The 22,830-nt window shown below is 46.8% G+C and carries 19 protein-coding genes and 1 tRNA gene; 3 read left to right on the forward strand and 17 right to left on the reverse strand.

All coding sequences use genetic code 11. The features are described from left to right. Positions 1 to 5: 5 nt before the first annotated feature. The 9 genes from Q0090_RS03835 to Q0090_RS03875 all read right to left on the reverse strand — a co-directional run bounded on the left by Q0090_RS03835 (position 6) and on the right by Q0090_RS03875 (position 7,859). Positions 6 to 542: an FHA domain-containing protein gene (locus Q0090_RS03835; RefSeq protein WP_297947624.1), complete on the reverse strand. Its 537-nt coding sequence runs from the start codon at positions 540 to 542 to the stop codon at positions 6 to 8. A gap of 5 nt (positions 543 to 547) precedes the next feature. Further along, positions 548 to 1,558 carry a calcium/sodium antiporter gene (locus tag Q0090_RS03840; protein WP_297947626.1) on the reverse strand — a complete coding sequence of 337 codons (1,011 nt, stop codon included), beginning with the start codon at positions 1,556 to 1,558 and terminating at the stop codon, positions 548 to 550. Further along, positions 1,555 to 2,460 carry a diacylglycerol kinase family protein gene (locus Q0090_RS03845; RefSeq protein ID WP_297947628.1) on the reverse strand — a complete coding sequence of 302 codons (906 nt, stop codon included), beginning with the start codon at positions 2,458 to 2,460 and terminating at the stop codon, positions 1,555 to 1,557. The genes Q0090_RS03840 and Q0090_RS03845 overlap by 4 nt, the downstream gene beginning before the upstream one ends. Before the next feature lie 24 nt (positions 2,461 to 2,484). Further along, positions 2,485 to 2,946, reverse strand: a complete 462-nt coding sequence (gene queF / locus Q0090_RS03850; RefSeq protein ID WP_297947630.1) for a preQ(1) synthase — start codon at positions 2,944 to 2,946, stop codon at positions 2,485 to 2,487. Between the two features lie 144 nt (positions 2,947 to 3,090). Further along, the gene (locus tag Q0090_RS03855; RefSeq protein ID WP_297947632.1) at positions 3,091 to 4,533 is read right to left on the reverse strand and encodes a hypothetical protein; all 1,443 of its coding nucleotides are present in this window, start codon (positions 4,531 to 4,533) and stop codon (positions 3,091 to 3,093) included. A 12-nt stretch (positions 4,534 to 4,545) separates the two neighbouring features. Continuing rightward, positions 4,546 to 5,259, reverse strand: coding sequence for an SAM-dependent methyltransferase (locus Q0090_RS03860; RefSeq protein ID WP_297947633.1), 714 nt, complete (start codon positions 5,257 to 5,259; stop codon positions 4,546 to 4,548). Between the two features lie 17 nt (positions 5,260 to 5,276). Beyond that, positions 5,277 to 5,972 carry a peptidylprolyl isomerase gene (locus tag Q0090_RS03865; RefSeq protein ID WP_297947635.1) on the reverse strand — a complete coding sequence of 232 codons (696 nt, stop codon included), beginning with the start codon at positions 5,970 to 5,972 and terminating at the stop codon, positions 5,277 to 5,279. After that, positions 5,969 to 6,880, reverse strand: a complete 912-nt coding sequence (locus Q0090_RS03870; RefSeq protein WP_297947637.1) for a YitT family protein — start codon at positions 6,878 to 6,880, stop codon at positions 5,969 to 5,971. Before Q0090_RS03870 ends, Q0090_RS03865 begins: the two co-directional genes overlap by 4 nt. A 118-nt stretch (positions 6,881 to 6,998) precedes the next feature. Then, entirely contained in the window at positions 6,999 to 7,859 is an 861-nt protein-coding gene (locus Q0090_RS03875) for a glycosyltransferase family 2 protein (protein WP_297947639.1), read from the reverse strand. A 514-nt stretch (positions 7,860 to 8,373) separates the two neighbouring features. Between Q0090_RS03875 and Q0090_RS03880 the strand changes: the two genes are divergently transcribed. The 3 genes from Q0090_RS03880 (at position 8,374) to trxA (ending at position 13,608) form a co-directional block, all read left to right on the forward strand. Continuing rightward, positions 8,374 to 8,607: a hypothetical protein gene (locus tag Q0090_RS03880; RefSeq protein ID WP_297947641.1), complete on the forward strand. Its 234-nt coding sequence runs from the start codon at positions 8,374 to 8,376 to the stop codon at positions 8,605 to 8,607. 881 nt (positions 8,608 to 9,488) lie between these two features. Next, positions 9,489 to 13,244, forward strand: a complete 3,756-nt coding sequence (dnaE, locus tag Q0090_RS03885) for a DNA polymerase III subunit alpha (RefSeq protein WP_297947643.1) — start codon at positions 9,489 to 9,491, stop codon at positions 13,242 to 13,244. 49 nt (positions 13,245 to 13,293) lie between these two features. Further along, entirely contained in the window at positions 13,294 to 13,608 is a 315-nt protein-coding gene (gene trxA, locus Q0090_RS03890; RefSeq protein ID WP_297947644.1) for a thioredoxin, read from the forward strand. Between the two features lie 446 nt (positions 13,609 to 14,054). On the opposite strand, the gene Q0090_RS03895 is transcribed toward trxA, so the two are convergent. The 8 genes from Q0090_RS03895 to Q0090_RS03930 form a co-directional block, all read right to left on the reverse strand. After that, the gene (locus Q0090_RS03895; RefSeq protein ID WP_297947645.1) at positions 14,055 to 15,548 is read right to left on the reverse strand and encodes a TrkH family potassium uptake protein; all 1,494 of its coding nucleotides are present in this window, start codon (positions 15,546 to 15,548) and stop codon (positions 14,055 to 14,057) included. 13 nt (positions 15,549 to 15,561) lie between these two features. Then, on the reverse strand, positions 15,562 to 16,908 hold the full coding sequence (gene trkA, locus Q0090_RS03900) for a Trk system potassium transporter TrkA (RefSeq protein ID WP_297947647.1): 1,347 nt from the start codon (positions 16,906 to 16,908) through the stop codon (positions 15,562 to 15,564). A gap of 5 nt (positions 16,909 to 16,913) precedes the next feature. Next, positions 16,914 to 18,812, reverse strand: a complete 1,899-nt coding sequence (dxs, locus tag Q0090_RS03905; RefSeq protein WP_297947648.1) for a 1-deoxy-D-xylulose-5-phosphate synthase — start codon at positions 18,810 to 18,812, stop codon at positions 16,914 to 16,916. 1 nt (position 18,813) lies between these two features. Next, entirely contained in the window at positions 18,814 to 20,184 is a 1,371-nt protein-coding gene (gene hisS, locus Q0090_RS03910; RefSeq protein ID WP_297947650.1) for a histidine--tRNA ligase, read from the reverse strand. Next, the gene (locus tag Q0090_RS03915; RefSeq protein ID WP_297947652.1) at positions 20,181 to 20,693 is read right to left on the reverse strand and encodes a dihydrofolate reductase; all 513 of its coding nucleotides are present in this window, start codon (positions 20,691 to 20,693) and stop codon (positions 20,181 to 20,183) included. The genes hisS and Q0090_RS03915 overlap by 4 nt, the downstream gene beginning before the upstream one ends. A gap of 7 nt (positions 20,694 to 20,700) precedes the next feature. Next, positions 20,701 to 21,498 carry a thymidylate synthase gene (locus Q0090_RS03920; RefSeq protein ID WP_297947654.1) on the reverse strand — a complete coding sequence of 266 codons (798 nt, stop codon included), beginning with the start codon at positions 21,496 to 21,498 and terminating at the stop codon, positions 20,701 to 20,703. A 46-nt stretch (positions 21,499 to 21,544) separates the two neighbouring features. Next, positions 21,545 to 22,621 (reverse strand): LptF/LptG family permease, encoded by a 1,077-nt coding sequence (locus tag Q0090_RS03925; RefSeq protein ID WP_297947656.1) that lies wholly within the window; start codon positions 22,619 to 22,621, stop codon positions 21,545 to 21,547. Positions 22,622 to 22,759: 138 nt separating this feature from the next. Beyond that, positions 22,760 to 22,830: transfer RNA gene (locus Q0090_RS03930), tRNA-Gln, on the reverse strand.

Consider the following 22,830-nt stretch of genomic DNA (forward strand, 5'->3'; position numbering starts at 1 on the left):
AAAGTTTACTTTATAGAAAAAATAAGAGATGTAGCCCCAAGGGTTATTACATCTCCATCAGAGAGTTGACGTTTCTCTCCGGGGTCGAGCTCACGTGCATTCACAAAGGTACCGGTCATGCTATCATCGTCCATAAGGATAGCAACGATCTTCCCTTCTGCGTCTTTCTCTATGGTTAGTAGCGATTGGTTGCGATCGAGGCTCGGGTCTGCCGTGCGAATGGCAACCTCAATCTCTGTATGTCTATCATTGTAACGGCCAATCCTATTGAGCCCCTCGTAGAGAGGAAATTGTGCCGAATAGCCAAATACATTTTCTACAACCTGCAAATAAGCAAGGGGTTGCCCCTCGTCACATTTGTCTGAGCGGCCTGCTTTCTCTCCCTCCATTTGCTGAGAAGCTTTGGGTGGGCGTAGGGTAAAGGCAAGTTGCCTGTGGCATCCGGGACAAGGCGTATCTACATGGCCATTCTTATCCAAAACACTCCGAATCCAGGTACCCTCAAGGCGTTTCTTACAATAGGGACACAGTATATATTTCATATCGTTTATGCTAAAGTAGAGGTTTCTTGGAGGATCAGCCAGACCGTATAAGTGATGTAGACCAAGAGAAGGGCTGCTCCCTCCAAGCGTTTGATCTCACGCTTACCATAAAATAGAGTAAAGAGAAAGAGCAATACAACGGCGAGCAACATTACGCCATAATCTAGAAGGGTAATGCCTTCTGACTTGATAGGACGTATAGTGGCAGTTGTCCCAAGGATTAAGGCGATATTAAAGATATTGCTACCAACAATGTTGCCTATAGCCATATCTACTTCGCCCTTTCTTGCCGCTACAATAGAAGTGGCTAGCTCAGGTACGGAGGTGCCCACTGCAACGAGAGTGAGCCCTATCACCGATTCGCTAACGCCTAGAGCGCGAGCAATGGCAGAGGCCCCCTCTGTAAAGAGGTTCCCCCCAACAACGAGCATTACAAGGCCACCTATTACCATTACAATAGATAGCCACCAATTATAAACCTTGATCTTGGGGGCATCGCCATCGGGTTGGTGCGCCTCATTCATTTCTTTTGTTCCCTTTTTGCGAGCTATATAGATAGTATAACACATAAAGAGAGCAAAGAAAAAGAGCAACACAAGACCATCTATGCGATCAAGACTATTTACGGTAGCACTATGTACCACAGCATCATTGGCCAGTAGGATAAGAGAGATAGAGAAGATGAATACCATAGGGATCTCTGCATACAACGTGCTCTTACCTACCCGAAGTGGGGTAATGATCGCTGTGACACCCAAGATAGCGAGGATATTGAAGATGTTGCTTCCCAAAACGTTGCCTAATGCAATACTCTCCTTCCCATGTATGGCGCTAGAGAGACTGACAGCAAGCTCGGGAGTAGAGGTGCCAATAGCAACAACTGTAAGCCCGATAACAAGGGCTGACACCTGCATCCGTCGGGCAATAGAACTCGCACCATCGGTCAAGAAGTTGGCTCCATAGAAGATAAGAACCAACCCTCCGAGTAGCATGGCAATACTAAGAAGTGTACTCATTTTTCAGCAGGCTTGGGAGTATAAACGAGAAGACTTTGTTTGCGTACACCGATTTCTATACGATTGCCGGCTAGTACAGACTCTCCGTCAATCTGAGCCGGAGCTTTGTCGTCGCACTCTCGCTCTATCACGATATTAGCTCCTCTATAACTATCGACACAACTATTTTTGTCGATATTTTTAGTTACAAGTTGCAAGGCAACATGCCCAGCGAGTAAGGGATCAAAGGGGCGTAGAATGACAAGATCGAGCAATCCGTCGGAGGGACTTGCCCCCGGAGCTATATAGAAGTTATTGCCGTATTGATCTATGTTGGCCGCCGTAACAAGAAAGGCTTTTGTCTCAATAATTTCGCCGTCAATGGTAATACGGTACTGTTGAGGACGGAAAGCAATGTACTCATCAATGGCCGCTTTGATGTAAGTAAGCAACCCTCGGCGCGAAGTCTCGGCATACCGCTTAGTCATCTCTGCGTCAAATCCCACGCCGCAAGTACAGAAGAAGGGTTTACCATCCACCACACCTGTATCTATGGCTGTGGTATAGCCCTCTGTGATTACCCGAACAGCCTCTGCATCGCTGGAGAGTGGTAGATTCAGGGCTCGTGCCAGACCATTGCCACTCCCTTTGGGGATTATTCCCATTTTGACCTGAGAGCCATGCAATGCACTCGCAATCTCATTGATGGTGCCATCTCCTCCCACAGCAATAATACTGTCTATATTATTTTCTATTGCCTCCTTTACAAGGCGAGTCGCATGCCCCTCTCCTTTTGTATAGGTGATGAGTAGTTCCTCTTCTCGTTCGTTGTAGGCCTCTGCCAGAAGTTCCGGAATACGGCTTTTGGAGGCCACTCCGGAGATGGGGTTGATGATGGCAAGTATGCGATTAGGCTTAATCATGAAATATTTTTAAGGGGATAATGATTAATGGCGATCATGGCGGAGTAGTCGCTCACGAGCGATGGCTTCATATTGCGTCCCAGGGCGCCCATAGTTGCAGAAGGGCACAATACTAATGCCCCCACGAGGGCTAAAGTCTCCTGTTACCTCTATGTATTTAGGATTCATCAGCTTGATGAGATCATCCATGATGATATTGACACAATCTTCGTGAAAAGCACCATGCGAACGAAAACTGAAGAGGTAGAGTTTGAGACTTTTGCTCTCTACCATGCATTCGTCTGGGATGTAATCGATGTAGATTGTGGCGAAGTCGGGTTGCCCCGTAATGGGGCAGAGAGCCGTAAACTCCGGGCAGACAAAGCGAACCCAGTAGTCACGTTGGGGATGCTTATTGCTGAATGCCTCTAGGACCTCTGGAGCATAATCTTCTTTATACTCCGTTTTCTTGCCAAGGAGCTCAAGCCCCTCTTCTGATCTATCCATAGAACTTATAGTATATTCTGTTTGTCTCTACAAAAGTAGTCAAACATACGCTTATACCATTATTCTTAGTTGCTTTCTCCTTAGGGATTAAGCTAATAGGATGGATTTTCCCGCTAGGCAGAGTAAGAGTAGAACGGGGGAAAACTACTGAGGTAGGTTCCTTAGACGATAAGGTTTGGGATAGAGATTGTTGTACCTTGACCCAATGTTTTTTACAAAACCAAGGGGAATCCCTTCGTAACAAACAAGGCAGAACCCCTTGGGAGTCGAAGGATGAGATGCAAGAGTTTCTCCAGCCAAATAGGCCAATGCTTGCTCCCTCTCAAGAGCTATGGTAGGGAAGGCTGAGATATTGCAAAGCTGGCTATAAGGGAGTAGAGGAGAGGGAATTATTTCCTTTCCCTTAGATTCTCCCACAGAAACCCCTGCAGATAGAATGCGGATGGCTTGTGAGGATGCCAATTCTTGGTATTTAGGGAGGAGCTGTGAGGGGATCCTCTGTATAACCTCAGGTGCAACGGGGGATGTAACGAACTTTCCCGCTTCCCTTTCGTTCCCCTCTTCGCAAAGAAACCAACGTCTATCTATATTAGAAAATGAAATGCCGGATGTTTCTCTACGTCCTGCTTTTCTCTTTGCTGTTTTGGGGAGTGGAGTAGAAGAGGTGTTATTATCCCCCTCTTGAGGCTTGTAGAAAGCGGCGAAATAGAACCCTTCTCCCATTGTCATGCCAGGGAGGAAGTGCCATCCCACTCCTCCTTTCCCCTCAATCCAATGCCATTCTTCGGGAGGGGTAATCGCCGTGATGGGGCTGGCATTGTGTTCTCGCAAGAGATATTCCGCTTGCTCTTCGTCTTCGTATCTATTGAAGGTGCAAGTACAATATACGAGCATGCCACCAGGCCGTAACATAGTCCAAGCTGCATCAAGGATCTCTCTTTGGCGTAGGGCGCATTCGTTTACTGACTGCATCGACCACTCCAGACGAGCTTCCGGTGTTTTACGGAAGAGCCCTTCGCCCGAGCAAGGAGCATCTACTACAATCATATCGAACTGTGCTCCTGTTGCTGCCAACTGATCCGGATAATTATTGGTAACCATTGTATTGGGATAGCCCCATTTCATGAGGTTCTCTCGGAGGATCTGAGCACGTTTGGGAATTGGCTCGTTGGCTACGAGAGTACTATGCTCGGGTAAAATATTGAGCAAAAGAGTTGACTTTCCCCCCGGAGCAGCACACAGGTCTAACACCTCTATGGGACGCTTAGGGATGAGAGGCGCAAGCTGGGCAAGAGCCATAGAGGCAGCTTCTTGTACATAGTACATGCCGGCGTGCCAGAGGGGATCGTGAGCGAAAAATGGGCGTCCCCCAAGTCTATATCCCTCTTGGCACCAAGGGATCGGCGTAGAAGGGTAAGCTAGTGAAGGAGACGCTTTGTAACGCACACATTTGCGGATATTGAGACGAAGACTTACAATAGGCTCGGTGTGATCTAATGCGGATAAAAGAGTCGCTGCCTCTTGTGGGAAGTCCTGCTCAATCTGATGAACAAAGTCGCAAGGCAAGGGGGGAATAAGATCGGCCATAGTGCTATTCCTCTACGCTCCTAGGATGAAAAGGGTCGGCACTTTGGCTAGTGAGAAGGGGATCTTTCGCCACTGAGCGATGGAGCGAGTCTCGATATGCTCCTCTTGCCCCGTAATGTCTTGAGCAACGCAGAGGCGAGTAGTGGGCCGGCAGTGGGCAAGCAAACTCTCCATCATCTTTTCGTTGCGATAGGGAGTTTCGATGAATAGTTGAGATTGACCTTCTTCCGTAATGCGCCGCTCTAGCTTCGCAATGCTTTTCTTTAGCTCGGTTGGCTCTTTGGGGAGATAGCCTGAGAAGGCAAAGCATTGGCCATTAAGACCGGATGCCATCAAAGCTAGCAGGAGAGAAGAGGGGCCGATGAGCGGTACTACTCGTATCTTGTGCTCGTGAGCTAGACGAGCTACTCTAGCTCCGGGGTCTGCCACTCCGGGGCATCCGGCTTCGGAGAGAACTCCCGCAGACTCACCCTTCTCCATCATAAGAAAAGCCTCACTAAGGGTCGCCTCATCGGCATGTTTCCCGATCTCTATAAAGGTGATAGGATCGATCGGTTTATGGGGACAAAAGAGCCTAATTGCTCTTCGTGCCGAGCGAATATTCTCAACAAAGAATAGATCTAGTTGCTCTATTATGGGAGCATTCGCTTGAGGAAAAAAGTCCGTTATACTACCTTCTGCAATGGGTACAGGCAGCATATAGAGGATGCCGGAAGAGTTTGTCATAAGAGGTTAGGATGCTCCTATTTCTTAGGTTTGGCAACGATGCTTACTTTCTTGATGATAACATCTTTACGAGGTCTGTTTTGGTCGTCGGTAGCTACACGTTGTATCTCCTCAACCACGTTCATACCACTTACCACTTCGCCAAAGACGGTGTAGCCATTGTCGAGGTGGGGTGTTCCTCCATAGAGCTTGTAAGCCTCTCGTTGCTCAGGTGTGTACTTGCGTCCGGTGCGAGCCTCCAGCTCATCAAGATCAAGATCGGTAAAGTAATTCCCCGTTACAATGTAGAATTGTGTAGACGAAGAGGCTTTTTCCGGATTCACCTCATCTCCTTCGCGAGCCGCACACAACGCCCCATGCTTGTGAAAGAATCGCGTAAGATCAATTTCGTGCGGAATGCGTGTGCTTATGGTATCTTGGCTCACATCTGTAGACGCAGTAGCCCCTCGGGTCATCAGATTGCCCCCTTGTATCATAAAGCGGTCGATGACACGATGGAAGAGCGTACCCTCGTAACTATGAGCACGAACTAGCTGCAAGAAATTGTCTCGATGGCGTGGGGTGCCATCATACAGAGCAACCACAAAATTTCCCTTGCTGGTCTCTATCTTGACAAAGAAGGATGCTTCGTTGGTAAGAGGAGCCGTATATTGAGCTTTGAGCTGAGTAGTGAGGGCGATGAGACAGAGGAAAGAGAGTACAAGTCTTTTCATATTAATGGGGGTAATGTATCGTTGGTTGCATTAGCAGTAGCGATGAAAGCCTTTGGATCCTTCTCCAGCACATATTGTTTGAGCCTGGGCACATCTTTGCGCTCTGCAATCATAAAGATGATATCGCGCTCCACTCCTGCATACATGCCTCTACCGTGTAGATAGGTAGCACGGAGCTGTAGTTCGTCTATAATAAGAGCGCGTAGTTCTTGCGGATTTTCGCAGATGATAAAGATGGCTTTGTTGGGATTCTCGGGGTTCATCAGGTCTAGTACCTTACCATACACAAAGATGGTAACGAGGGAGTAGAGAGGCACTCTCAAATCGCGGAAGACGATAAGCCCGAATAGAACCACAAGAGAATCGATGAGAATAATGAGGTTGCTGGTTTTGATATTGCGCCCCTTGCCCAAAACCCGAGCAAGTACATCGGTACCGGCACTCGTGCTACCTGCTCTAAAGGTGAAGAATACGCCTAGTCCCAAAATCGCCCCTCCGTAAACAGCAGCAAGGAAGGGGTCGTCTTCTATGATGGGGAGTCCTTTGGTTATATGCGTCGTGATAAGGTCGGTCAGCAGGGCAATGAGTAGGAATGTAGCGATGGTTTTCCCTCCGGAATACATGCCGAGCTTACGAGCCGCCAACAGGAATAGAGGGATATTGAAGCACAGGGAGACCTTACCAATGGGTAGCCCTTCGGGGAAAATCGACCAAAGCCCCTGTGTTAGGTGATTGATACCAATGCTGATACCATATACACCCCCAGGCACAATCCCTGCCGGTGCAATAAAGATGGAATAAGCTGCGGCTTGAAGGATAGCACCGATGAGCACCAAAAATAAATCGTTGGCAACTTGCTTCCCCGTGATTGTTGGATTGGAGCTGAATGGATTCCTTCTCGTTTTCATCCGGATAAATAGGGTTTCTCGTTTATATCACCTAATTGTTTGGATACAAAGGTAGGGAAATTTGGACTAGTTACTCTGGTCTCTCAAGAGAGCTGAAGGGGGAGTTACAGCCAAAAGCCTAGATCTCAATCTGCGAAAAGCGAGAGGGGAGACGTACAACCCGAGGAGGGCAAGGCATTTTGGGTTTGTTTAGGGCGTATAGGGGGCGGTAGAGCGTTTGCCAACGCCGAGCACGGGAGAGTATTTTGTCTGCGGGAATTGCCTTGCGATGCGTAGTGTAGTAAATCGTTTTGGCTCTGCGCTTGAGGTGTGCTCCCCACGAGGCATCCGTCCGTTGCGAGTCTTGCGTACGGAGTTGGAGACGTTTTAAGTCGCAGTATCCCGTGTGAACGAGGTACAAATCGGGCAGAATATGATAGTTATGCCCCTTAACTCGATGAAATCCCGACCCCCATTGCAAGGGACGAGACAAAATAACAGCCTTGGTATAGCGCGAACTCAATACAGCGTAGTGCCTTTGAGCGAGGATAGAACGAGTACCATCCAACGTCTCTTCTTCCCCGATGCACTGCCCCAAATCCAGTCCTAATGCACTAGAACACGAGGGCAAATTTTGCCGAGAAAGGTACTCTGCAAGTCCCATTTCTCTTTGGGGATCTACGATAAGAAACTCATCGGCGTCGCAGCCTATTACGAGATCGTATCCCTTGGCGAACAACTGCTGTGCAAGAGAGCTGAGCAAGCCGATACGATATTTATCTCCTTGAGCTCGGGATAACGTACGATGCTCCCAACGTTTTACCTGTTCGGGGATAGCTCGTGAGGGAATTGCCTGCTCCAGTCCGTCTAGGTATATATATAGGTGTTCATAACCGAGTGCTTCTCCATAGTAGCGTACCCAGCGATTGAGAAAAAAGTCATCATTTCTAGCCATTGTAATGGCAGCAATGCGACGTGGAGTGTAGGCTGTCTTATCCATAACGTTTAATCCTCGGCAAAGGTAGGAGATTCTCACCGAACCCCTTTCTCTTCCACTAACGACAATGGAGCGACAAAAATAGAGCTGCTGGCAGAGATGCGTACAGACCAACAAAATGACAGCCTCTCTGTCCTCGGCAGCAACAACTCTATTAATAGAGGCTGGATTATCGGAAAGTTCTTTCCGATGCGATGAGAGAAGCGCAAGAAAAGCGTAATTTGGAAGAGAGCAAGAAAGGGGGATAAAGATGTAATATTCTCTATTTCTAATGACCATTCTGACGTTTCCTAATTAGCATTCTCATAAAAGCTCATTAGCTTTCTTCCAAAAGCTCATGAGGAATCCGACAAAAGCTCATTAGGAATTTGATGAAAGCTCTAGAGCTTTGGGGAGCCTACCTCGAAGAGGGCGGAATAGAGGACGAATAAAGCAAATCGCCTAACTTTGTGGCAGGCTCTTCTCCCCGATGGGAGACCGTAGCTTTTCTGCAGTAAAACAATAAAGCAGTAAAAGTATGAATGAAATGCAAATTGATGTCTTGAGAGAAACCATATCCGACTTAAAAGGGCTTATACTTATCGAAGCTAACAAATCCAAAAACGAAGAACTTATGGATAGATTTCGTTTACTACAAAGCGAAGAAGAGGCGCTCAGTGATCCGAGAATTCCCGAGTCAATAAAACAATCCATATATGACAAGATAAAAAGACTGTACTGTAAAGAATTTAGGCAATGGATCGGCAAGTAGAGGCTGTTTTTTGTACAAAAGGAGGATCTCCTTCTTAATTCTCAAGATTCCGTACAATCTCCAATAGCCTATATTCTAGGAGGTTCTACTGCGTCTGGAAGGTCCATCCTAGAAGAACCTTTCGGTATAAAATCTTACAATCTTCTACATGTCAATGGAGGTCGTTTTGTTTCCTAATTAGCATTCTCCCAAAAACTCTAGAGCTTTGGGGAGCCTACCTCGAAGAGGGCGAGATGGTGGACGAGTAAAGCAAATCGCCTAACTTTGTAGCAAGCTCTTCCCCCGATGGGAGACCGTAGCTTTTCTGCAGTAAAACAATAAAGCAGTAAAATCGCATGGACGAAATGCTCAAAGATGTACTAAGGGAAACGATCGCCAAATTAAAAGGGATCATGTTAATCAAAATGGAAAAGGCAACTCCATCGGAGAAAGAAGTCCTCCTGGAACGATTCCATTTGTTACAAAAAGAGGAGAACGCTCTCCGTGATCCTTCTACACCTCAGATTATAAAACAATCTATATATGATAAGATAGATCGATTATATTGCCACGAATACAGGCAATGGATCGAAAGCAATAGAACGCATCTTTATGAAAAAGGAGGATCTCCTTCTTAATTCTCAAGATTCCGTACAATCTCCAATAGTCTATATTCTAGGAGGTTCTCCTGCGTCTGGGAGGTCCATCCTAGAAGAACCTTTCGGTGTAAAATCTTGCAATCTTCTACATGTCAATGGAGGTCGTTTTTTCACCCAAACTACTCGTCTATAGTATTCCAAGCAAATTGATTTCCTTCCGAAACACAGGTTTTTTCAAATGTGTTTACCGGTCCTTTGCAAACAAGTATATAGCACACTCAGAGCAACGACAATTGATATAGTATGGTTCCTTTCGTCCACCTACACGTTCACTCACAATTCTCAATCCTTGATGGGCAAGCCTCCGTCTCGGCTCTCGTAAAAAAAGCCATCGGGGATAGTATGCCCGGTATTGCCCTTACGGATCATGGAGTTATGTTTGGGATTAAAACATTCTTCGATGAGTGCAACAAGGTCAATTCAAAGCATCGTTCTCGCATCTCCTCTCTCAAAAAAGAGATAAAGGAGCTGCAAAAAAAGGAGTCTCTCACTCCCGAGGATAAGGAACAAATAGAGAAATTGGAACAGGAGATAAGTGAGGTAGAGCGCCAGATGTTTAAGCCGATCTTCGGCTGTGAGGCCTATTGCGCACGACGCACCCGCTTCGACAAAGACAAGGATGTACCGGATCCCTACAACCCCAGCCGCTCCATAGACCGAAGCGGATGGCATCTTATCCTCCTTGCCAAGAACAAACAAGGGTACCTCAATCTCTGCAAAATGGTATCCGCATCATTTACCGAAGGGGAGTATTATCGCCCCCGTATCGACAAAGATTTGCTTGAGCAACACCACGAAGGGGTTATTGTAATGAGTGCCTGCCTGGGGGGAGAGGTCCCTCAACACATCCTAGGAGGGCATCCCGAGCGAGCAGAAGAGACCGTTCGTTGGTTCAAAAATATCTTTGGAGAAGACTATTACCTAGAGGTACAACTCCATAAGACGGACGACCCGAATGCCAATCGAGAGACTTTTGTGCAGCAGCTGGCTGTGAACGAAGTGATCTACGATATTGCAGAGCGCACGGGCGTAAAGGTGGTGGCAACGAACGACGTCCACTTTGTCAATCAGGAGGATGCTACGGCGCACGATATGCTCATTTGCTTGGGTACGAAGAGAGATCTAGACGACCCTCAGCGTATGCGTTATTCGCAGCAAGAGTGGCTCAAAACTCAAGAGGAGATGAATGCGATATTTGCAGATCGCCCCGAACTTCTCTCCAATACGCTGGAAATCCTAAACAAAGTAGAGTTCTATACCATCGAAAACCCGGCACTTATGCCGGACTTCCCACTGCCCGAAGGGTTTGATGATGCCGATAAATACCTTCAACACCTTACCTACGAAGGTGCTAAAATGCGCTATGGCGACCCCATCCCCGAGGAGGTAAAGGAGCGGATTGACTTTGAGTTGAACACGATCAAGTCGATGGGATTCCCCGGATACTTCCTTATCGTGCAAGACCTCATTCAGGCAGCCCGAGACATGGGAGTGTGTGTGGGGCCGGGGCGTGGTTCGGCAGCAGGTTCGGCCGTAGCCTATTGCCTCAAGATAACGAACCTAGACCCCTTGAAATACGGCTTGCTCTTCGAGCGATTCCTCAATCCGGATCGTATCTCTCTCCCGGATATTGATATAGACTTTGACGACTCCGGGCGTGCAAAGATCCTCCAATGGGCTACCGAGAAGTACGGACATAAGAACGTGGCTCAGATCATCACCTTTGGCGAAATGAAAGCCAAAAGCTCCATTGCCGACGTGGCTCGCCTAAAACATATACCGGTAGAAGAGAGCCGACGCATTACCAAGCTCATCCCCGATAAGTTTAGTGATAGCGATATGGAGCTTATACACAAGACGCCCGGCTATGAAAATGCCAAGGGCAACGTAACCATTGAGCTATCTACTCTAGTCGTACCAGAGCTAAAGAAATTACAAGTCGGGAGCAACCCTCAGATACAAGACACCTTTAAGTATGCACAGAAGTTGGAGGGGAGTATTCGCAATATTGGGGTTCATGCTTGTGGAGTAATCATCGGGAAGTATGATATAAGTGACGTAATCCCCATTTCGACCTCCTTCGATGAGAACGGCGATAAGGTATTGATTACCCAGTACGAGGGTAAGGTTATTGAGTCCACAGGTCTTATCAAAATGGACTTCTTAGGTCTCAAGACGCTCAGTATCATCCGAGAGGGATTGGAGAATGTAAAGCACCGATTCCACAAAGATATTGACATAGACCACATCCCTCTAGACGACGAGAAGACATTCAAACTCTTCTGCGAGGGACGCATGGTGGGGATCTTCCAGTTCGAATCCGCAGGGATGCAAAAGTATCTGAGAGAGCTACAACCCGATCGATTTGAGCTACTCATTGCGATGAATGCCCTCTATCGCCCGGGGCCGATGAAGTATATCCCTCAGTTCATTGCACGGAGGCACGGTAGAGAGGAGATCGTCTACGATGTGCCGGAAACCAAGGAAATACTCGAGGAGACTTTTGGTGTAACCGTATACCAAGAGCAGGTAATGCTTCTATCTCGCTCTCTTGCCAATTTCACACGCGGGCAGAGTGACTCCCTCCGCAAGGCGATGGGGAAAAAGAAAATTGAGGAGATGGAGAAGCTCAAGGCAGACTTCCTCAGAGGTGGCGTAGAGAATGGGCATTCCAAAGAGGTCCTAGAGAAGATTTGGATGGACTGGGAGGACTTTGCCAAATATGCCTTCAATAAGAGTCATGCTGCTTGTTATAGCTGGCTGGCTTACCAAACGGCTTACCTCAAGGCGCATTATCCGAGTGAGTTTATGGCGGGTAACTTGAGTTGTAATCTCAATAATGCTCCGGAAATAGCGAAACTCATGAAGGAATGCAAAGCAATGGGCATCCACCTTCTTTCTCCCGACGTAAACGAATCAATGCAAAAGTTCAGTGTCAATAGCAACGGCGACATACGCTTTGGACTTAGCGGCATCAAAGGGGTAAACCAAACAACGATCGATAAACTCATCGAAGATCGAGAGCAAAATGGCCCCTTTACAAGCATCTACGACTTTGTTGCTCGCATCCCCCGACAGTTTATCAATAGGAAAACGATGGAAGCATTCGCTCTCTCCGGCGCCTTCGATAGCTTCGGTATTGAGAGAGAGAGCTTCTTTGCACCTCCTGTCAACTCCCGTGAGGATTCATTTATAGCCACTCTGCTTGCCTATGGTCGCATTGTGCAAGAGGAGAGTTCATCTCAGAGCATGGGGCTATTTGGAGAGAGCGAAGAACTTTCGATCCCAGAACCGGAAGTTCCCCAAGCCGAGCCTTGGAATAATCTTACCAAACTCAGCAAAGAGTACGAACTTGTTGGTATCTATATTAGTTCGAATCCCCTGGAGCCTTACCGCCTTATCCTAGATAAGCTTTGTACTGTAAAGCTCGATGATCTCGACAAAAAGGACTTGGAGGAATTCAAAGACACCAGGATGGTATTTGCCGGATTGGTTACAAATGTGGTGGAAGGTCTGACCAAGACGAACAAACCCTATGGTCGCTTCACGCTCGAAGATTTGTCCGGTTCTCATGAGTTTGCCCTCTTTGGGAAACAGTACCTCGAGTACAAACATTTCCTCAAAACCGAGATCTTCCTGATCTGCCATGCCAGTGTAAAGCCATGGCAATTTAGGAAGCCTGATGAACCGGAACGATTCGATCTTTCTTTCAACTCAATTGAACTTCTGACCGACGAATACTATTCTTCAATCAAAGAGGTTGAGTTATTCATCCCCTATAAAGAGATTGATGAATTATTTATCAAAGAGTTTATCACCGAGATAGAGGCCCATGGTAGTGAGAAAGCCAATAATGCCCAAACAAAGCTTATCATATCCTTCTGTGATGAGTTTGGCAATCCGATAGAGAGGTACCTCATGACAGAGAGGACTTTCACTCTGGGTACTTGGCTGGTAGATCTTTTAGAGTCATTCGAGATCTCTTATTCCGTAAAATAGAGTATATTTGTAGTATAAATAAATTAGTAACTAAAGAACAGTTTGAACTATGGCAATGCAAATAACTGATACGAACTTTGAGGCACTTCTTGCCGAAGGTAAACCTATGATCGTAGATTTCTGGGCTACTTGGTGTGGTCCCTGTCAGCTTGTTGGCCCTATGATTGACGAGCTTGCAACCGAATATGAAGGACGCATCATCGTAGGTAAGGTAGATGTAGATAGTAACCAGGACTTGCCTGCACAATTCCGTGTACGCAATATCCCTACCATCTTGTTTATCAAGAACGGAGAGGTGCAAAATAAGCTTGTGGGAGCACAATCAAAAGCTACCCTAATTGCAGAGGCAGAGAAGCTTCTCTAAGAAGAATCGGAACCTTAGCCCTGATATATTGGGGCTGATATAACGGGAAGATTCCTCCCCTCGGGGATGGAATCCTCCTATTAATAGACAGGGAAACAACGGAGTCCGTTTTTGGAGTTCGTTGTTTCTCTTTTTATTTACCCCGAACTCCCATCTCATGAGAGACGCCCCTTCTCCGTTTGACCCACTCAATAGGTAGCGACAAAGTCGTCTAATTGCTAGGGTAGAGTACAGCCTAATTTCCCTTTCCCTACTGCGTGAGATCCTTCTCAAAGTTATCTGGGTTCGCACTCAATCTTGCCCAGAAAAGATTTACTTCTCAAGCAGATTTCTTTCCCTTTTAGGGCAAGAGAGTGGCATACAGAGGGGAATAAAAACCCCTCTGGCACACATAATCCGAAATGTCGAGAGATAAAAAGGAGACAGCCTCTTTGGCTGCAGAAGTGTTATTTACGCCAGAAAGCGGGTTGTAAGATACAGATTACCGTAAAGACCTCTAGGCGACCTGCCAGCATGATGAAGCTCAAAATAATCTTTTCAAAGCCTGTGGCATAGGCAAAGTTCATAGAAAACTTTCCGAACGAAGGGCCTACGTTACTGATGCAGGTAAAGGCAGAAGAAGCCGCCGTAATAAAGTTGTTACCAGAGATGGTCAAGGCGATGGTTCCAATCAATATAAGGGTGATATAGAGGGAAATAAAAGCAAGAACTTGCACCACATAATCGCCCGAGATACTATTGCCATTGAAGCGCACATTCGTTACCATTTTGGGATGGATTCGCTTCTTAAACTCGTTGTTTAGGTTCTTCACCATCACCATAAAACGGCTCATTTTAAGCCCTCCGGCTGTAGATCCTGCACATCCACAGATCGCCATCATTATCATCCCTAAGCAGAAGAAAAGAGGGTGCCACTCATTCATATCTGCCGTGACATACCCGGTACTACTAATTAGGGAGATGACTTGGAAAGCAGCGTGGCGGAAAGTGCTTTCGGCCGTGTCGAATAGGTTTTGGTATGACAGCCAAGCCGTAGAAAGTACGATGCAAATCCCCACGAAAATAGTAAACCAACGAAACTCTTCATCGCGGAAAAGTTTACCGGGTTTCTTCCCGAAAAAGGTAAAGTAGAGCAGGGTAACATTAAGACTCCCAATGAACATGAATAGGGTAATGAGGTACTCTATATAGGGAGAATTGAACTCCAAAATACCATTATCTCGAGTAGAATATCCTCCAGTAGAGACGCAAGTAAGGGCGTGGCAAATAGACTCAAAAAAATTCATATTCCCACACATTAGGAGGATGGTAAGTAGAGCCGTTAGCCCCAAATAGACAATAGAAAGTCTCCTCGCGACTTCCGTGATACGAGGCATGAAACGATCGTGTTTGATACCTGTAGTTTCCGCATTATAGAGTAACCCACCTCCAGAGCCTAGTGTAGGCATTAGAGCCAAGGTAAAGACAACAATACCAATACCTCCCTGCCACTGAATAAGGCTACGCCAGAGCAGAACTCCGTGGGGTAGCTGATGTACCGAGGTGAATATGGTCGCTCCGGTAGTGGTAAAGCCGGATACGGTCTCAAAGAAAGCATCGATAACAGTCGGGGTATAATTCCCAAAGACAAAAGGGAGCATACCTATCAAAGAGAGTATTAGCCAAGTTGTTGTAACCGATAGCATGCCTTCTCGGATCCCTGTATTCCGATTCTTTTTTGCGAGTTTCCCGTAGAAGAATAGAGATGATCCTACCAATGCCATAATGCCTATCGTATAGAGGAAAGGCATTGCATCCCCCCCTCGTGTATAGAGAGCAACAGCAAAACAAACCAGCAGAAAAAGGGTCTCAAAAAGGCACATACTGCCAACAACTGAGGCAATAAAAGGATAATTAATCCCCGATCGCTTTGATTTTTGAGCGTGAAGAACCGAGAACATATATGCTTGTGGTTTACTCTTCGAATAGAGCTTTTACCTTGTCGATAGCAAGGTCATAACAGAATACAACGACCAAATCGTAGGGTTCTATAATGGTGTTACCATCAATCATACGAGGTACACCATTGCGCACCATCCCTCCTAGGGTAATTCCCTTGGGGAGTGCTAAGTCTTTTACCGGCTTACCGGTAATGGGGGAGCCACGACGTGCAACGATCTCGGCCACATCGGCATTGGCTATCGTCAAACACTTCACCGTGCTCGTATCCTGCCCCAGGAGAGAGCGGTAGATATAGCCGGCAGCTATCAGCTTTTTGTTGATAATGGTACCGATGTCAAGCCGTTCTGCCAGAGGAATGTAGTCGATGTTTTCTTCCTTGGCAATGGTTTTGAATACCTCGTAACGTTTGGCGGCTAGACAAGCTAGTACGTTCGTTTCGGAGTTCTCCGTTAGCGCCATAAAGACCTGAGCATTTCGTATCCCCACCTCCTCAAGCAAAGCCGGATCTCTACCATCGCCATGATAGAGGGTCACATTGGAGGGGAGCTTGTCTCGAATTTCCTCTATACGGCGTTTCTCTTTCTCGAATAGAATAAACTCAATACTCCTATTTGCTTTGGCTATGGTACGCATGGCGATGCTACTGGCTCCCATCACGACCACGCGCTTTACCTCTACTTTCTTCTTACCGGCTAGCTGCCTTACTTCGTCTATATCGCTGCCTATGGCCGTAAAAAAGACAATATCTCCGTGTTCTATAGAGGTCTGCCCCGAGGGGATAATGGTCTCAGTACCACGTTTAATGGCCACCACATGGAATTTTTTCCGTTCCACATGGGGGAGCTCGATCAGCTTCTTTCCCACGAGTTCAGAGCCATTGCGCACCTTTACACCTAGGAGTACAATGTTGCCATTAAAGAGCTCTATGTACTGTCTAGCCCAGGGGTTTTGGAAGGTTATGTTGATCTCTTCGGCGGCAAGTTCTTCCGGATAAATAAGGCTGGTAACACCAAGCCCCTCAAAAAAGCGAGTGTACTCCGGAGCCAAATATCGGTGATTACTTACACGAGCAATCGTCTCCGGAGCTCCAATAGAAGCTGCCAGAGTACATGCCAAGATATTGGTGGGCTCATCCGGCATCACGCTGATAAAAAGATCGGCGTGCTGCACATTACAATCGCGTAGATCTCGTGCGTCTGTGGGATCTCCCACCACGGCAAGCAGCTCTGCAGAGTTCGACAAGCCACTCAGACGCTTAGGATCTGGATCCATCAGCGTAATATCTTGTTGCTCCTCGGCCGATAATTTATTGGCTAGGTGTGTGCCAACCTCTCCGGCACCGGCGATTACAATTTTCATTGGAGTTATTCTTTAAGCGAGAGAATAGTCTGTGCAATACTCTGAGCATCTATACCAGAGAACGAATACTGCTCTCTAGGAGTTCCGTGCGGGATGAACTGATCGGGGATTCCCAAGCGCTTGAGACGGCCTTTGTAGCCCATCTCAGCTAGGATTTCGAGGACAGAAGATCCGAGCCCTCCGTGTATAGCCCCATCTTCTACCGTTACTACGGCTTGATAGTGGGTTGCAACGTGTTCAAGAAGGGTAGTGTCCAATGGTTTGAGAAACACCATATCGTAATGAGCCGGTACAGTCTCTCCTTTCTCTTTGAGTAGCTCTATGGCCTTACTTACCTCTGTGGCAATAGCTCCTATGGAAAGGATGGCAATCTTATCCCCTTCCTGAAGTAATTCGCCCTTGCCAATAGGCAATATTTCCATGTTATTACGCCACTCCGGACACGAACCCGAGCCACGAGGGTATCGTATGGCAAAGGGCCCATCCTGACCTTTATAGGCTGTATACATCAAGTTGCGTAGCATGTGTTCATTGCGAGGCGCTGCTATCGTAAGATTGGGGATACAACTGAGGTAGGATAAGTCGAAAGCACCCTGATGCGTAGCTCCATCCTCACCAACAAGGCCGGCTCTATCGAGACAGAGTACGACATGATAGCGAGGGAGGCATACATCATGGATCAACTGGTCATAAGCTCGCTGGGCAAACGAGGAATATATATTACAGAAGGGGATCATTCCCTCTCGTGCAAGCCCTGCGGAAAACGTTACCGCATGCGACTCTGCAATACCTACATCGTAGCTTCTCTCGGGGTGAGCCTTCATCATATAGGTCATAGAACAACCCGTAGGCATAGCGGGAGTAATTCCTGCAATGCGCTCGTCTTGATCGGCTAGTTCAACGAGAGTCTGTCCAAAAACATCTTGAAACTTGGGTGCCTCTCCAGCCTTCTTTTTATCGAGGCGCTCCGCTGTAAGAATATCAAAATGCCCGGGGGCATGCCAAATCGTTGGGTTCTTCTCTGCAGCGGGATATCCCTTTCCCTTTATCGTGCGAATATGAAGAATCTTAGGCCCTTTTAGGTCCTTTATTTTGCGTAAGACCTCTACCAATCGAAGGATATCATTCCCATCTATCGGACCGAAGTAGCGAATACTCAGTCCATCGAAGAAGGAGGATTGATTATTGGAGAAGAGGCTTTTAATGCTATTATTCAGACGTAAGATATTACGCTTATTACCATCGTTGATGAGCTTTATATGCTTTAGCCCTCGATAGACATCGTACCGAACGGTGTTATAAGCATGGCTCGTATTAAGGTCTACCAGGTAATGATTGAGCCCTCCTACGTTAGCATCAATAGACATATTGTTGTCATTGAGGATAACAAGCAGGTTATTGGGGAAAGAAGAAGCATTGTTCAGCCCCTCAAATGCCAAGCCCCCCGTCATAGAGCCATCGCCAATAACAGCAATTACGTTGCGCTTTTCTTTATTGAGTTCTGCAGCAACAGACATCCCAAGGGCGGCTGATATAGAGTTGGAAGCATGCCCTGCGGGGAATGTATCGTACTCGCTTTCATCGGGGAAAGGGAAGCCCGCTATACCTCCCCACTGGCGCAAGGTCTCGAACTGATCGCGTCGCCCCGTGAGGATTTTGTGTGCATAGGCTTGGTGCCCTACATCCCATACAATGCGATCGTAGGGGGTTCGGAATACATAGTGTAGAGCTACAGATAGCTCCACAGCCCCTAAGCTAGACCCTAAGTGCCCCGGATGCTGCGAAAGAACATCAAGAAGGAAACTTCTAAGTTCTCTACAAAGCTCCGTGAGCTTATCCGAGGAGAGAGCTCGAAGGTCTTTAGGGGAGTCTATTCCATTAAGCAATGGATAGGGTGTAGCCATGTTAGTGCTCTTTTGAAGTAAAGAAATGCATTAGTTGCTCTTGAGAGAGTGTTTCTTGGCTTCCTTCTGCCATGTCTTTTAGGGTAAACATCCCCTGCTTTAGCTCTTCGCTACCGGCTAATACAACATAGGGAATAGCGAGACTATCGGCATAGCTCATCTGCTTTTTAAGCTTGGCAGCATCGGGATAAATCTCCACGGTTACACCATTAGCTCGTAATTCTTGCACGATGGGAAGCATCTGTTGTACCTCCTCCTTGCCAAAGTTAATAACGAGTACCTGGGTGGTGGTATTCGTGGTGGTAGGGAATGCATCTAGCTGGAGAAGCACATCGTATATACGATCGGCTCCAAAAGAGATACCTACCCCAGACATACCGTCAAGCCCGAAGATACTGGTGAGATTATCGTATCTCCCACCGCCAGTAATGCTACCAATGGCTACATCTTTGGCTTTTACCTCCAGAATAGCTCCGGTATAGTATCCCAATCCACGAGCTAGGGAGGGATCGAAAAGGATCTCCGTAGTTAGGTGCTGGGAGGCTAATCCCTCAAATATAAAGGTCAATTCCTCAACACCCTTACAGCCTATTTCGGAGGAAGCGAGTAGGGTAACCAAGGCCTCTAGTCGCTCTCTATTCTCTCCCTCTAGGTGTAGGAAGGGTTGGAGACGCTGGATGGTATCGTCGGAGAATCCTTTGGCACGAAGCTCTTCCATTACCCCATCAAGTCCAATTTTGTCGCACTTATCCATGGCAATGGTAAGCTCTGTGAGCTGATCGGGAACACCTACCACCTCTGCAATACCGGCAAGGATCTTGCGGTTATTGAGGTGCAGACGAGTGGCTATTCCTAGGCGGGAGAATACTTCGTTGATAATCAGAATCAATTCTATTTCGCACAAGAGAGAGTCTGTGCCTACCACATCGGCATCGCATTGATAGAACTCTCTATAGCGCCCCTTTTGGGGTCTATCGGCTCGCCATACCGGCTGTATCTGAAAACGCTTAAAGGGGAATGTTATCTCATTTCTGTGCTGAACGACAAAGCGAGCAAAGGGCACTGTAAGATCATACCGAAGTCCCTTTTCACTTATCTTATTGGCAATGTGAGGGAGGTTCTTTTCATCAAAATCCTGCTGGGTTACATCGCTCAAGAAGTCTCCAGAGTTGAGTACTTTGAAGAGCAAACGATCGCCCTCTTCTCCATACTTCCCCATCAAGGTCGAAAGCAACTCAAGAGCAGGAGTTTCTATTTGTTTGTATCCATACAAGCGATACACGTCGCTGATGGTATTGAATATATAGTTGCGACGTTGCATCTCGAGAGAGCTAAAGTCGCGAGTCCCTTTTGGTATAGATGGTTTGTTCATTTTAGTCTATGCTTAAAGTAGGCAATACGTTGATATATTGTAAGTGTAACAGCATACTCGTTGCGTTCGTCTTGGGGATAGCGAGTGCAAGATGAGGGAGTCCACTCCGTAAGATCGAACTCCGGGAAATAGGTATCTGCCTCGGGGAATCCCTTTTCCACACGAGAAAAATAGATCTTATCTGCGAGAGGAAGGGCTGCAGCATATAGTTGCGCTCCTCCTATAATAAAGACCTCTTCTTCCCCGGCTACAGCCTCCAAAGCCGCTTGCAGAGTAGAGTAGCACTCAACCCCTTCGGGCGGAACCAATGTAGAGGAGACAACGATATTACGTCGATTGGGGAGCGCCCCATTAGGGAGCGAATAGAAGGTGTTTTTCCCCATAATAATGGCATGCCCCGTTGTTGTTTCCTTGAATCGTTTAAGATCTCCGGGTAGATGCCACAATAGATCATTGTCTTTTCCAATGGCATTATTGGCAGCCACGGCTACTACTATAGATAAAGTCATAAGATACTTATACAGCAATGGGAGCTGCTATATGGGGGTGAGGGTTATAATCTAATAGTTTGAAGTCCTCGAACTTAAAGTCTTCGAGATTGCACACTTCCGGGTTCAACTGCATTGTAGGCAGAGGGCGAGGAGTGCGCATTAGCTGCAAAGCTGTTTGCTCTAGATGGTTGCAATAGAGATGAGCGTCCCCAAGAGTGTGTACAAATGTTCCCGGCTTAAGCCCGGTTACTTGGGCCACCATCATAAGGAGTAATGCGTAAGAAGCAATGTTGAAGGGTACGCCAAGGAATACATCCCCCGAGCGTTGATAAAGTTGTAGACTTAGGCGTCCATCGGCTACATAGAACTGCATTAGACAGTGACAAGGGGGGAGTGCCATCTGATCAATTTGGGCCACATTCCAAGCACTAACTATCAACCTTCTACTATCGGGAGAGGTACGAATATCCTCTACTACTCGGGCTATTTGGTCATAGGCTTCCCCTCGATTGTAACTAGGCCATGAGCGCCATTGTACTCCATAAATGGGACCTAAATTTCCCTCGGGGTCTGCCCATTCATCCCAAATAGAGACACCATGCTCTTGTAGGTAAGCTACATTGGAATCTCCTCGGAGGAACCAAAGAAGCTCATATATAATGCTCTTGAGATGTAGTTTTTTTGTGGTAAGCAGTGGGAATCCGTCTTCCAAATCGAACCGCATTTGGTGCCCAAAAATACTTTTGGTACCTGTGCCCGTACGATCGGAGCGCAAAGTCCCCTCATCCATAATCTTTTGGAGTAAATCTAGATACTGTCTCATAATCAATCCAACAGCTAATAAGGCAAAGATACAAAAACTAGAAGTATTACCGAGGGGCCCTCTTGTACAAGAAAATGGCAATTATAGCGTAGATGGCATTGGGCATTTGGGCTGCCACAATAGGAGACAAGTCACCTGATGCCGAGAAGCTAGAGGCTAGGGTAAGGAAAAGGATATAGGTGAAGCTAAGACCAATACCAATGGCGAGGGAAAGCCCCGTCCCCCCCTTACGCTTCCGAGAAGAGAGCGAAACACCTATTATAGTAAGGATAAAGGCCGCAGGAATAGCTGCATAGCGTTTTTGCAGCTCCACCTCCAATAGCCCTACATTCGTTGCCCCACGAGACTTTAGTTCCCTAATATACTGGTGGAGTATCGGGGTAGTATAGGTCTCGGCATCTACAGCAGAAATAAGAAAGTCTTGAGGTTTTAGGTTAATCGTCGTATCAATCTGAGAGCCTCGCTCCAGTGTATCTCTTCTGGCTCCATAACGAGTGATACTATAATCGTATAATCGCCATGTATTAAGCGTATCGTACTCTACTGTTTGAGCGGTAAGTCTGCTCTTGAGCGTGTTGTGCTCGAACTTATCTAACATGAAGCTGTAGCCCGTTTTGGTATCTGCACTATAAGAGTGGATGTAGGCAAATAGGCTGGGGGAGACCTGTATCTGCACACTCTCTGCATAAGTCTGACGCTTATCCCTAAAGTATTTATTCTGGAAATCGTTGCGAACACGGCTCCCGGGAGGGATAACAAAGCTGCTTAATAAGAAGGTAAGTAGAGCAATAATTGCCGCCGAAAAGAGGTAAGGGCGCAACAGTCTCTTGAAGCTTACACCACTCGCCAAAATGGCGATAATCTCCGTCTTCTCTGCCAGTTTAGAGGTAAAGAAAATAACCGACAAGAAAACAAAGAGAGGGCTAAACATATTTGCATAGTAGGGTACGAAATTGAGGTAATAATGGAATACAATTTCGTACAAAGAGCACTCCGGATTGAGGAATTTGGAGATACGCTCATTGATGTCGAAGACGATGGCTACCGACAATATCAGCAAGATAGACGAGAAATAAGTCCCTAGAAAAAGCCGAATGATGTAACGATCTAATCGGAGAAACATCGGCTTAGAAGAGTTTAGTATTCGATGTCTTATATACCTCTTGACACTATCTATACGCATACCGCTTGCAAATGTAAGAAAACTCCCACTACATGATCTAAACTAGACACTGTAGTGGGAGCTCTTAATCAATGTGTGTTGTCTCGCAAGGATTCGAACCTTGACAAACAGAACCAAAACCTGTTGTGCTACCATTACACCACGAGACA

This window comes from uncultured Porphyromonas sp., from assembly GCF_938023125.1.
Classification (GTDB): Bacteria; Bacteroidota; Bacteroidia; order Bacteroidales; family Porphyromonadaceae; genus Porphyromonas.